At 29.8% G+C, this 13,061-nt stretch carries 13 protein-coding genes; 12 read left to right on the top strand and 1 reads right to left on the bottom strand.

Annotated features, from left to right (window positions below):
• The first annotated feature begins 9 nt into the window (after positions 1-9).
• The 5 genes from EXC62_RS02000 to recR are packed head-to-tail and all read left to right on the top strand — an operon-like array spanning position 10 to position 4,508.
• Positions 10-585: an MgtC/SapB family protein gene (locus EXC62_RS02000; protein WP_052590032.1), complete on the top strand. Its 576-nt coding sequence runs from the start codon at positions 10-12 to the stop codon at positions 583-585.
• Entirely contained in the window at positions 578-1,927 is a 1,350-nt protein-coding gene (mnmE, locus tag EXC62_RS02005) for a tRNA uridine-5-carboxymethylaminomethyl(34) synthesis GTPase MnmE (protein ID WP_026390975.1), read from the top strand. The genes EXC62_RS02000 and mnmE overlap by 8 nt, the downstream gene beginning before the upstream one ends.
• A 41-nt stretch (positions 1,928-1,968) precedes the next feature.
• Entirely contained in the window at positions 1,969-3,618 is a 1,650-nt protein-coding gene (gene dnaX, locus EXC62_RS02010) for a DNA polymerase III subunit gamma/tau (RefSeq protein ID WP_162140299.1), read from the top strand.
• Positions 3,619-3,624: 6 nt separating this feature from the next.
• Positions 3,625-3,915: a YbaB/EbfC family nucleoid-associated protein gene (locus tag EXC62_RS08805; RefSeq protein ID WP_162140298.1), complete on the top strand. Its 291-nt coding sequence runs from the start codon at positions 3,625-3,627 to the stop codon at positions 3,913-3,915.
• The gene (gene recR / locus EXC62_RS02015; protein ID WP_026390974.1) at positions 3,915-4,508 is read left to right on the top strand and encodes a recombination mediator RecR; all 594 of its coding nucleotides are present in this window, start codon (positions 3,915-3,917) and stop codon (positions 4,506-4,508) included. Before EXC62_RS08805 ends, recR begins: the two co-directional genes overlap by 1 nt.
• A gap of 121 nt (positions 4,509-4,629) precedes the next feature.
• Here recR and EXC62_RS02020 read toward each other — a convergent pair whose 3' ends face one another.
• Positions 4,630-5,937 (bottom strand): IS110 family RNA-guided transposase, encoded by a 1,308-nt coding sequence (locus EXC62_RS02020; RefSeq protein ID WP_129747440.1) that lies wholly within the window; start codon positions 5,935-5,937, stop codon positions 4,630-4,632.
• A gap of 163 nt (positions 5,938-6,100) precedes the next feature.
• Here EXC62_RS02020 and EXC62_RS02025 point away from each other — a divergent pair, with 163 nt between their 5' ends.
• The 7 genes from EXC62_RS02025 (at position 6,101) to EXC62_RS02055 (ending at position 13,049) form a co-directional block, all read left to right on the top strand.
• A complete protein-coding gene (locus tag EXC62_RS02025) occupies positions 6,101-6,364 on the top strand; it encodes a hypothetical protein (RefSeq protein ID WP_026390601.1) in 264 nt (87 codons plus the stop codon).
• Positions 6,365-6,428: 64 nt separating this feature from the next.
• The gene (rpoE, locus tag EXC62_RS02030; protein ID WP_026390602.1) at positions 6,429-7,049 is read left to right on the top strand and encodes a DNA-directed RNA polymerase subunit delta; all 621 of its coding nucleotides are present in this window, start codon (positions 6,429-6,431) and stop codon (positions 7,047-7,049) included.
• A gap of 107 nt (positions 7,050-7,156) precedes the next feature.
• Positions 7,157-8,731, top strand: coding sequence for a CTP synthase (locus EXC62_RS02035; protein ID WP_026390603.1), 1,575 nt, complete (start codon positions 7,157-7,159; stop codon positions 8,729-8,731).
• Positions 8,732-8,888: 157 nt separating this feature from the next.
• On the top strand, positions 8,889-9,755 hold the full coding sequence (fba, locus tag EXC62_RS02040) for a class II fructose-1,6-bisphosphate aldolase (protein WP_026390604.1): 867 nt from the start codon (positions 8,889-8,891) through the stop codon (positions 9,753-9,755).
• A 44-nt stretch (positions 9,756-9,799) separates the two neighbouring features.
• Positions 9,800-10,354: a hypothetical protein gene (locus EXC62_RS02045; RefSeq protein ID WP_026390605.1), complete on the top strand. Its 555-nt coding sequence runs from the start codon at positions 9,800-9,802 to the stop codon at positions 10,352-10,354.
• Between the two features lie 181 nt (positions 10,355-10,535).
• Positions 10,536-12,062, top strand: coding sequence for an ABC transporter substrate-binding protein (locus EXC62_RS02050; RefSeq protein WP_026390606.1), 1,527 nt, complete (start codon positions 10,536-10,538; stop codon positions 12,060-12,062).
• 57 nt (positions 12,063-12,119) lie between these two features.
• Entirely contained in the window at positions 12,120-13,049 is a 930-nt protein-coding gene (locus tag EXC62_RS02055; protein ID WP_026390607.1) for an ABC transporter permease, read from the top strand.
• Positions 13,050-13,061: the final 12 nt, after the last annotated feature.

The following is a 13,061-nucleotide window of genomic DNA, read 5'->3' on the forward strand; positions in this document are numbered from 1 at the left end:
TGTTTTAGTATGTTTAAACTATTTGCCGAAGTACAACCAATTATTAAAGACATTGATATTTTTAAAGATTTTCAAACATTAGGATTAAAGATATTATTACCGCTTGTTATTGCTTTTATTGTTGCTGGTTATGTAGGTTTAGAAAGACAAAATGTTGGTAAAGCTGCTGGAATTTCTGCTCATATTTTAGTTGGGCTTGCAGCAACCGGTATTGCGATATTTAATAGATTGATTTTTGATTGGCAAATAGAATTAGCGATACAAGGACATGATGTAAGACCAGAAGGACAAAGAGTGATTGCTCAAGTTCTTGCAGGAGTTGGTTTTATTGGTGCAGGAGTAATTTTAAAAGATAAATTCAATGTTATTAGAGGGCTAACAACAGCATCAACAATTTGGTCTGTTGCTATTATTGGAGTTATTCTTGGAAGTGGATATATATTGTTAGGTTCGCTTTTAGGAATAATAATTATGATATTTATTACAATTAGAGATATTTCTCGTGGAGTTAATCCGTTTATTCATATTGATGAACAAAAGCGTGATCACATGGGCGAAATACAGGTTAAAAATTACCATGATTAATGATACAATATGTGCAATAGCAACGCCTTTTGGAACAGGTGGAATCTCAGTTATTAGAGTGAGTGGACCAGAAGCTATCTTAAAAGTAAATCAAACATTTAAAGGAAGAAACTTATTAAGTGTTAATACTCATACAATTCATTACGGACATATTATTAGTGAATTGGGAGAGATTGTTGATGAAGTAATGATTTCGGTTATGCATGCTCCTAAAACTTTTACTGCAGAAAATGTTGTTGAAATATCAACGCATGGTGGTGTATTAGTAACACAAAAAGTATTAGAAAGATTATTAGAGTTAGATATTAGGTTAGCAAACCCTGGCGAGTTTAGTGAACGAGCATATCTAAACGGAAGAATTGATTTAGTTGAAGCGGAAGCAATAATGGATGTTATTTCTGCTAAAAATGAACAAGCTTTGAAAATTGCTAATTTAGGGGTTGCAAAACAAACAAGTAAATTAGTGTATGATTTACGTGAAAAACTTCTTAATATAATAGCTAATATTGAAGTTAATATTGATTATCCAGAATATGATGATGCTGTTACTATGAGCGAAGAAATTGTTGAACCACAAGTTAAAAAACTTTTAAAAGAAATTGATCACTTATTGAAGCATTCTTATCAAACAAGACTAATTCGTGAAGGTATAAAAACAGCAATTATTGGAAGACCAAATGTAGGTAAAAGTAGTTTGTTAAATACTTTGCTTGATGAAGATAAGGCAATTGTTACGAATATTGCAGGAACAACAAGAGACACAATTGATGCCTATGTTAACATAGGTGGAATAACGCTTCATCTAATTGATACAGCAGGTATTAGAGAGACTTTAGATGTTGTAGAACAAATTGGTGTTGGTAAATCTAAAAAAGCCTTAGAAGAGGCAGAATTAGTGCTTTTAGTCATTGATCAAAGTGAAGATTTAACAAAAGAAGATCTTGAACTTTTAGAATTAACTAAAAACAAAAAAAGAATTATAATTTTAAATAAATCTGATTTAAATAAATCAAAAGTTAAACTTGCGGATTCGATTAGTATTTCAACTTTAACTTCTGATGGAATTGATAAACTAGAACAAGAGATTATTAAGACATTACAATTAGAAGATTTAAATAATAGTGACTTTAATTTCTTATCAAATGCTAGACATATTCAAAAGGTCAAAGAAGCAAAAACTTCATTAGAAAGTGTTTTAGAAGCTATTAATAATGAGATGCCTGTTGATATTTATGCAATTGATTTAACTAATGCATGGAATATGCTTGGTGATATTATTGGAGTTAGATATGAAGATGAATTAATTGATCAGTTGTTTTCTAAATTTTGTTTAGGAAAATAAGAATAATTATATTATAATTATTAGTAAAGGGGTGATTCATTTTGAGTTACATAGCGTTATATCGTGCGTACCGTCCTCAGTCATTTAGTGATGTTAGTGGACAAGAAGTAATTGTTAAAACATTAAAGAATGCTGTTAATACTGATAAAATCGGTCATGCATATGTTTTCAGTGGACCTAGAGGAACTGGAAAAACAAGTTTAGCAAAAATATTTGCCAAAGCTATCAATTGTCAAAACCCCAAAGATGGTAACCCTTGTAATGAATGTAGTTCATGTTTAAACATTAGCAGTAATACTGCTAGTGATGTTATTGAAATTGATGGTGCATCAAACAATGGTGTAGATGAAATAAGAGAACTTAGAGATAAAGTTAAATATTTACCAAGTGTTGGAAAATACAAAGTTTATATTATCGATGAAGTTCATATGTTAACAACAGGAGCATTTAATGCTTTATTAAAGACATTGGAAGAACCACCTGCACATGTTGTTTTTATACTTGCAACAACAGAAGTTCATAAGATACCAGCAACAATTCTTTCAAGATGTCAAAGATTTGATTTTAAAAATATTGATACCGAAAGTATTATTAAAAGATTAAATCAAATCATTGAAAAAGAAAAAATTGAAATTGAAGATGAAGCTGTTAAATCAATTGCTATAAATGCTAAAGGTGGATTAAGAGATGCTCTTAGCTTACTTGATCAAGCGATTAGTTATACAAATGATAAGATAACAGATGAAGATATTAGTCAAATATTAGGAACAGTTTCTAAAAAAGATTTAGTGAAACTTTTAGAGTTAATAACAGATAAAAAAACTCCTGATGCCTTAAAACATATTAATGAGTTTTTAAAAAAAGGTAAAGAAGAAGAAAGAATTATTAATGATTTGATTTTCACATTAAGAGATTTATTGCTTGCAAAAGTTTATTATCAAAGCGATGAAATATTATTAAAATTAAAAAAACAATTATCTGTTAATATGATTTATCATTACTTGGATATTTTAATTCAAATGCAAAGTAATATGCGTTATACTTCGCAAAAAAGTATTTATTTAGAGATTGCTGTTATTCAAATGATTGATCATGAAGAAGTTCATAAGATTGATTTGAGTTCAAGTGTTTTAGAACTTCGTAAGGATTTGGAAAAACTTAAGACAAAAGGTGTTACTAAATCAGTAGTTAAAACAAAAGGTGAAAGTTTAGTTAAAGCGGAGTACATTGAAAATATCTTACATGATGCATCAAAAAATAAAAAAGATGAATTGGAAAGATTATTTCAAAATAATAACCAAGTTCCAAATTATCTTCAAATGGCATATCACCTACTTAAAGAAGCAACAATTGTTGCAGCATCTGTAAATAGTGTTATAATTACGCATGATAATCTTTTAATAGCGAATCAATTAATGCAAAAAGATATGCAAAGCCAAGTGCTTGATGTCTTAAATTTAGAAAACGCTGGAATTACTGATTATTATGTTATACTAAATAAAGATTGGTTAATAGTTAGAAATAAGTATGTAGATTTATTTAAGAGTGGTCAAAAAAGACCTAATATTGGAGATTATGATTTCCAAATTTATGAGATAAAGACTGAAAAACATGAAGAAAAGGCTGAAAAAGAATCAGTTAGATTGGCCAAAGAATTTTTTGGTGAAGATATAGTAAATATTAAGGAGTGATTTAAGATGAATCCAGGAATGTTAAAAAAATTAAAGAAAATGCAAGATGAAATGGCTGCTGCACAAGAAAGACTTGAAGCAAAAGAATATTTTGGAAAAGCAAGTGGAGTAACAGTTATTGTACAAGGAACAAGACAATTAATTGATGTTCAAATTAATGGTGAAATGTTAGAAGAAAAAGAAATGCTACAAGATGCAATTTTACTTGCAGTAAATGATGCATTAAAGCAAATCGAAGAAGAACAACAACAAACAATGAGTCAATTCACTGGTGGAATGGGTGGGTTTGGTTTCTAATGTATCCTAAAGCATTAAAAGACTTAATGGATAATTTAGAAAAACTGCCAAGTATTGGTGAAAAAACTGCTGAAAGATTAGCACTTTATATAATTAGTGAATTAGATAGAGAAGATGCTAATTTAATGGCAGATAGTATTAAAAATGCAATTGATAGTATTAGACCATGTAAAATTTCAAACATTTTAACGGATCAAGAAATATCTCCGATCGTTTTAGATGAAACTAGAGATCATACAACAATTATGGTTGTTGCTGATTCTAAAGATGTTTTTATGATGGAAAAAATGGGAACTTACCATGGTGATTATCATGTTCTTGGAGGTCTAATTGACTTTTCAAGGGGCATTACAGATAATGATTTAAATATTGAATCACTTACTAAAAGAATCAATAGTGATTTAAAAGAGTTGATAATTGCAACTAACGGAACAGTTGAAGGTGAATTAACTGCTCAATACTTAAAGTCATTATATGAAGAAAAGCAAATAAAAGTTACAAGATTAGCATATGGACTACCTGTAGGAACAGATCTTCGTTATGCTGACGTTTTAACTTTAATAAAAGCAGTGGAAAATAGACAAGAATATTAAGAAAGCCAACTATTAGATGAAAGTCAAGTATTTAATAAAAAATAGTTGAATTGATATAGTGACATGCTAAAAAAGATGTCTATGAAACATCAGAATTTAGATCTTTGATAATTAAATACGGTTAATGAGAAACAGTATAAACACTATTGTTCTTTAAAATAGAACGAATGACTCTAAGTAACTTTTTAGTAACGTGACCAATAATCGTTAAATAATGCTTACCTTGAGATTTTTTCTTTAGAAAATAAGCATTAAAAATAGGGTCATGCATAACAGTTATTTTTGCAGCTTGAAATATAGCCCATCTAAGGATGGATGAGCCACGCTTAGAGATTTTAAAACTGCCTTCATACTTACCAGATTGATAAACAGAAGGGTCAAGACCAGCGAAAGCTAGTAAGGCATCATCAGACTTGAAACGATTAATATCACCAATCTCAGCTAAAATAATGGCACCAGTTTGAATACCAATACCAGGAATCGTTAGAAGTGTTGTTTTAGATTGGTTGAGATGATGTTCTAGTAAATCATTAATTTGACTTACTTGAAGTTCAATACTTTTAATTGTTTGAACAGATTGTTTAATTGATAGTGAAAGAGATTCGCTATCAATGCCAATAGATGCTTTAACAAATTCCTTAATCACTTCAGCCTTAGTTAGACCATGTCTACCTTTTGAAGATTTCTTTAGAAGTTCAGTTAAAGTGTTAGTTCTAACACGTTTTAACTCGGATAGAGAAGCGTAAGACTCTAAAAGAGTTAATGAAGCGTTAGAAAGAGTATTCTTAAAGATTTTATGGTACTCAGGGAAAGCTTGATCAATATAAGCTTTAAGTTGATTGGAAGTCTTATTTAATTGTTTTTTTAAAGATTTTCTTTGTCTAACTAATATTTTTAGTTCATCAATATGGTATGATAATAATGTATAGGGTTTGAAATCATTTTGATTTCTAATAAGAAACATACAAATGGCCTTGGCATCAATAGAATCAGTCTTCGTTTTACGAACTGAAGAAGCCTTACGGTCCATATTGGTTAATAATGGATTAATGAACATAACATTGTATCCCTCGAGGATTAAAAAGTGTAGAATATTTCTACTATAATGTCCAGTTGATTCAAGCCCTATACGCACATTAGAATCTTTGAAGAACTCTTTAGCCAATGAAATTTCGCTAAGGAGTTTTTTATATCCTAATCGTGAATTTTCAATGGTAAAATGTTTATTAAAAACTTCACCTAAATGATTGGTGATAACGATGTCATGTTTAATTGAGGCGACATCAATACCTACTAAAATCATAATAAAACCTGCCTTTCTATGATTGATATACAAGCTTAGTACTGTGGGCTTTAATGAATGTAACCTAATAGGAAATGACCAGTCAAATGCCGTATCCAACTCATAACCATATTTAATTAAAGTCACAGCTATATCCTTTCAGAACCAGTCATAGATGCTGTAAGGAGTTAAGAAAACTAGTCTGTGATATCATCATAATTTAATTATAATATAGTCCGCTTTATAAAATCTTAAAAGAAGGAGATCTAATGTATATATGAGGACTACATATATATATTAGGAATTAATAATGTTACCTATATACGCAAACTTCTTTCAAAACATTTGGCAGTGGTTTAACGATGTTTTGGAAAAACTAAAATTTGATGATTTGGTTCGTGGCTTTTATGATAATTATATAGCAGGTATGGATGAGTTTTTTAAATGGGCGTTATTACTTTTTTTAACTGTAATAATAATACTAGGGATAATAACATTTATTAAGAAAACTTTCAAACTGTTTATAGTTTTAGTTGTTATAGCGGCAATTATTTTTATTATTTATAAAAAATAAATTGTTAAGACTTGCAAAACTATCAATAATAATATACAATATATAAGGTCTTAGGAGGCGTTTTATGAGCAAAAAGTTAGAAACGTTAGCGATGGTTGATGTGGCTTATGAATTATTAAAAGAGAATAAGAAGCCAATATCAATACACGAATTATTTAAGCAAATCGCAGAAATCAAAAATATCTCATTAGATGATATAGAAAAATTAACTCAGTTATACATGGATATCACCCAAAGTGCAAAATTTGTTTATTGTGGTGATGATAAATGGAATCTTAAAGAAGGAAATCTCCATCTTTGGGATGATGATGGTTCATCATTCATCGAAGTTGAAGAAGATGATGAAGAAGAAATCATTGAAGATGATCTAGCTATATTTGATGAAGAAGAATTAGAAGTAGAGTTAGACGAAGAAGAAATTGAAGAATTAGATGAAGAAGAAATCATTGAAGATGATCTAGCTATATTTGATGAAGAAGAATTAGAAGTAGAGTTAGACGAAGAAGAAATTGAAGAATTAGATGAAGAAGAAATCGAACAGATAAAAGAAGAAAAAGCATATATTGAAGTAGAATTACCATTCAAATCAACCGACGATGATGACATCGATTTTGATGCCGACGATTATGATGAAGATGATTATAACGAAATCATGGATGATTATGAAGACATGTACGATGAATAGTTTTTTTAGCATCGGCTTATAGAAGTCAATTTTAAAATCCCTTTTTAAAACAAAGAGGGATTTTTATTATGAAAATTAAAAAAAGAAAAAGAAAGGGGAGCATTCACATGGCCAAATTTATTTTTATAACTGGTGGGGTTGTTTCTAGTTTAGGAAAAGGAATAACAGCATCAGCAGTAGGACAAATCTTAAAAAGCAGAGGATTAAAAGTATTTATGCAAAAATTTGATCCTTATATTAACGTTGATCCAGGAACTATGAGTCCTTATCAACATGGAGAAGTTTATGTTACAGATGATGGAGCAGAAACCGATTTAGACCTTGGACATTATGAAAGATTTATTGATGAAAATTTATCAAAAGATTCAAGTGTAACAACGGGAAAAATCTATCAAGCGGTAATTGACCGTGAACGTAGGGGGTTATACAATGGAGCAACAATCCAAGTTATTCCACATATAACAAATGAAATAAAAAGACGTTTAGAGTTGGCTGCTAAAAACTCTAAAGCTGATATTATTATTACTGAAATAGGTGGAACAGTTGGTGACATTGAATCACTTCCTTATCTTGAAGCTATTAGACAGGCAAGAAGAGATTTTGGATATTTTAAAACATTGTATATTCATAATACATTAGTTCCATATTTGAAAGCAGCAAATGAGATTAAAACAAAACCAACACAACATAGTGTTAGTGAATTAAAGTCTCTTGGTATTCAACCTGATATTTTAGTTTTACGTGGTGAACATTCAATACCAGAGGATGCAAAAGAAAAAATTGCTGCATTTAGTGATATTAAACGTAGTGCTGTATTTGAATCAATTGATGTTGATGTTTTATATCAAACAATTATTAACTTGGAAGAACAAAAAATTGATCAATATATTCTTAAACATTTTAAAATGAATCAAGCGCCACGTGCTGATTTAACTGATTGGACTAATTTAATTGATCGAATAAGAAAATTAGACAACAAAGTAACGATTGGATTAGTAGGAAAATATGTTTCCCTACATGATGCATATTTATCAATTGTTGAATCATTAAAACATGCAGGATATTATCATAATGTTAATATTGAAATTAAATGGATTGATGCAGAAAAAGTGGATGAAATTAATGTTAGTGAAGTTTTAAAAGGCTGTGATGGAGTTTTAGTTCCTGGTGGGTTTGGTAAGCGTGCTTCTGAAGGTAAAATTGCAGCAATAAAGTATGCTAGAGAAAATAATATTCCAATGCTTGGTATATGCTATGGTATGCAACTAACAATGATTGAATATGGAAGAAATGTTTTAGGTATTGAAGATGCAAATTCATCTGAGATTGATCGTAATACTAAAAATCCAGTAATTATTAAAAATAAAGATGGCAAAATGAGACTAGGATCATATAACATTAGACTAGTTAATCAAACAAGATTAAGTGAAATGTATGGAGAAGAAATAATCTCTGAAAGACATAGACATCGTTATGAATTTAATAATGTATATAAAGATATTTTTAATCAAGATAATAATCTTGTTTTATCAGCGTTTGGAGATCAAAAAGATGTATTAGAAGCTGTAGAACTTAAAAATCATCGCTTCTTCGTATCTGTTCAATATCACCCAGAATTTTTATCAAGACCACTTAAGCCACATCCGTTATTTAAAGGGTTTATTGGAAGTATGGTTAAGTAATTTTTTTAATTAAAAAAAGAATAAAATTGATAATTGTATAACTATAAGTAAAGATAATAAAACACTAGGTCTGAAAACGCTATTTAAATAAGTTTTCATTGTAAAAAGAAGTGTTTTGAGATATAATATAATAAGAAAAAACAAGGAGGAAATAAATATGGCTATAGTATCAGCAAAAGATATGTTGTTAAAAGCACGTAACGAAGGTTATGGAGTTGCTCAAATTAACATTAATAATTTAGAATGGATTAAAGCAGTTCTACAAACTGTTGAAGAATTAAAATCACCAGTTATCTTAGGAGTTTCTGAAGGAGCTGCTAAATATATGGCAGGATACAAAAATGTTGTAGAAATGGTTAAAAATGTTCATGACTTTTTAGGAGTTACTGTTCCAGTGGCTATTCACTTAGACCATGGTACTTATGAAGGATCATTTAAAGCTTTAGAAGCAGGATTTACTTCAATCATGTTTGATGGTTCACACTATCCATTTGAAGAAAATTTAGCTAAAACTAAAGAAGTAGTTGCAGCTTGTCATGCAAAAGGTGTATCAGTTGAAGCAGAAGTTGGTTCAATTGGTGGAGAAGAAGACGGAGTTATTGGTGCAGGTGAATTAGCAGATCCAGCAGAATGTAAAATAATTGCAGCAACTGGTGTTGATATGTTCGCAGCAGGTATTGGTAACATCCATGGTAAATATCCAGCAAACTGGAAAGGTTTAAGTTTTGATACATTAGAAGAAATTCAAAAAGTTACTAATAACATTCCATTAGTATTACACGGTGGTACAGGTATCCCAGGTGATCAAGTTAAACGTGCAATCTCATTAGGAGTATCAAAAATTAACGTAAACACTGAATGTCAATTAGCATTCGCTGAAGAAACAAGAAAATACATTGAAGCTGGAAAAGATTTACAAAGTAAAGGATTTGATCCAAGAAAATTACTTGCTCCAGGTACAGATGGTATTAAACGCGTTGTACGTGAAAAAATCGAATTATTCGGTTCAGCAAATAAAGCTTAAATTTAATAGTGTTATGCTATTATTTAAAATGGAGGTAGCATAATATGAAGATTGATGAAACTGTCTATAATGAATATGCGAATTGGAAATTAGAAAATGAAGAATTATTAAAGAATATTAAGGATAATTCAAATGATATATATTATCGTTTTAAACATGTTCTTGATGTTGTTGATTATTATTATGATAAGTTGATTGATGATGAAAATTATAGTGATGAAGATGATGTAATATTTAAAACTGGTTTTTATTATATTGCAGATCAATTTGAAAATATTAATGAACTTTTACAAAAGGTTTATAATAATGATTTTAAAGATTTAGATAAACATGCAAAAGAAGTTAATTTATTTCTTAATACTGTAGATTTTCAAACAGAAGTTTTGAACAATGATATTACAAGTGATGAAGATGTGAAAAAACTTTTAGAGTTTGATCGAGAAATTTATTCATATCTATCTAAAAAGAAGAATATTCCAGAAGAAAAATATGAAGAACTTGATAATTTAACAACAAAAGTCTTTAATAAATTGAATATAAACTATTATTCCGTTAACAACATATTTTTAGAAATAGCAGATGAATTAAATATTTTATAATAAAATTGTAAGATACAACTCAGTAAATGGGTTGTATTTTTTTATTATTTAAAGATTATTTAACAAAATAAAACGTTTTCATTTGTAAAAAAGAACATTTCTGCAATTTTTGTTTGACTTTTAAGAGTAAACATTTATATAATAGGCAGTAAATATATTTGTTATAAAGAAGGAGGACAAAATGAAAAAGAAATTATTAAGCATGATAGGTTTGTTATTACTTGTTGTATTAGTTGCTTGTGGAAAGAAAGGAACTGATCCAGATACACTAGTAGTAGCAAGTGGTGCAGATCCAGTAACATTTGACATTCAAAAGACGAATGATCAGGCGACAACGAGGATTGCTCGTCAAATTTATGAAACATTAATTAAACAAAATGATGATTTAACATTAGTACCTGCATTAGCATTATCTTGGGAGGATGTTGGAGATAATACATATGAGTTTAAACTTCGTCAAAATGTAACTTTCCATAACGGAGAAAAGTTTACTGCTAAAGATGTTGAATGGACATTAAAAAGAGCGAGTGAATCTAGTCATATTGCTCATATTGTTGGAACAATCGATCCTGAAAAAATTGAAATAGTTGATGATTATACAATTAAAATTGGAACTAAGGGACCATTTGGACCATTTCTTACTCATCTTGCCCACCCTGCAACTGCTATTCTAAATGAAAAAGCTGTTACTGATGGTGGAGCTGACTATGGTACGAAAAGTGCTGTTGGTACAGGACCATTTAAATTTGTTAGTTGGGTATCGGGTGACAAAGTTACTTTAGAAAGATACGAAGACTATCATAGTGAAAAAGCTAAAATGGCTAAAATAGAATTTAGAACAATCACTGATGCAAGTGTTAAATTAATTGAACTAGAAACAGGTGGTATTGATATTGCTTACGATATTTCACCATCTGATATTACAAAAGTTGAAGAAAATGATAGTTTAACATTAGTTAAAACAGCAAATCTTGGTGCTGAATATTTAGGCTTAAATTTAAGAAACGATACTCCACTTAAAAATGTTGGAGTAAGAAAAGCGATTGCTAAGGCAATTGATGTCGGAGCAATCATTAGAGCAATCTACTTAAATGTTGGTGAGAGAATGAGTGGACCAATTAATGAACTTGTTTTTGGATTTAATGATGAACTTACTCCATATGATTATAATTTAGAAGAAGCTAAGACTTTACTTGCTGAAGCAGGATTTCCAAATGGCGGATTTAGTTTAAAACTATATGTAGGGTCAAATAGCACTGAAAGAGTTAGAGTTGCTCAAGTAATTGAAGCGGAACTTAAAAAGATTGGGATAACTGTTATTCTTACACAGTTAGAATGGGGTAGTTTCTTATCAGCAACAGAAAAAGGTGATGCTGATATGTACCTTTTAGGATGGACAACTGTTACAACAGATGCAGATTATGGTTTATATCCATTATTCCATTCTGAAAGTACTCCAAGTGCAGGTAATCGTTCGTTCTATTCAAACGAGAGAGTTGATGAATTATTAGAACTTGGTAGAACAACAAGTGATCCTGCATTAAGATTAACATATTATAAGGAAGTACAAACAATTATTCATGATGAGTTACCATGGGTATTCTTACAAACTCGTGAAAATGTTAGTGGCGTTCGTAATAACGTAAAAGGATTTTCTCATCACCCAACAGGAAGTTATTTCTTAGATGGTGTATCAAAAGAGAATTAAAACATAAAACAGGAGTGGGCCATTAAAAATGCCCATTCTTTGTTAAAGGTGATTAAAATGTATAAATATATTATTAAAAGAATATTATGGTTAATTCCAATCTTATTAGGTGTTGCATTAATTGTTTTTACAATCATGTATGCATCCCCTGGCGATGCAGCAACACTTATTTTAGGTGAAAATGCTAGTCCGGAAGCATTAGCAAAATTAAGAGCTGAAATGGGACTTGATCAACCATTCTTTGTTCAATTCTTTCGGTACATTAAAGATGTTTTTTTAAGATTTGATTTAGGACGATCATATGTAACAAGAAGAGATATATTAGGAGAAATTCTTTTAAGATTACCTAATACAATTAAATTGGCTGTATTAAGTATTTTGGTTGCATCAATCCTAGGGATTATTTTAGGAATTATTTCGGCTACAAAACCTAATTCAGTTGCTGATAATACTTCAATGATGTTTTCACTTATTGGAGTATCAATGCCAACGTTCTGGCAAGGTTTATTATTTATTATTTTATTTTCGTTAACACTTGGCTGGTTTCCAGCAACAGGGTTTAGTACTCCAAGCGAAATGATTCTTCCAGTTTTAACATTAGCTACAAGTTCAATGGGTTCAATAGCAAGAATCACTAGATCTAGTATGTTTGAAATTATGGATCAGGATTATATCAGAACAGCTTATGCCAAAGGGCTTTCTAAAAATAAAGTAATCTATGAACATGCATTAAGAAATGCTTTAATTCCAATTGTTACAGTTATTGGACTACAATTTGGAACGCTACTTGGAGGTGCTGTCTTAACTGAGTCAATATTTGGAATTAATGGGATTGGTGTTTTAATGGTGAATGCAATTATGCAAAGAGATATTATGATGGTTCAAGGTGGAGTTTTATTTATTGCATTCTTATTTTCAATAGTAAATTTAATTGTTGATATTCTTTATGCATATATTGATCCAAGAATTAAGTCACAATATAAATAGGAGGAAAATTGG

Source organism: Haploplasma axanthum, assembly GCF_900660745.1.
In the GTDB taxonomy this organism is placed as follows: domain Bacteria; phylum Bacillota_I; class Bacilli_A; order Acholeplasmatales; family Acholeplasmataceae; genus Haploplasma; species Haploplasma axanthum.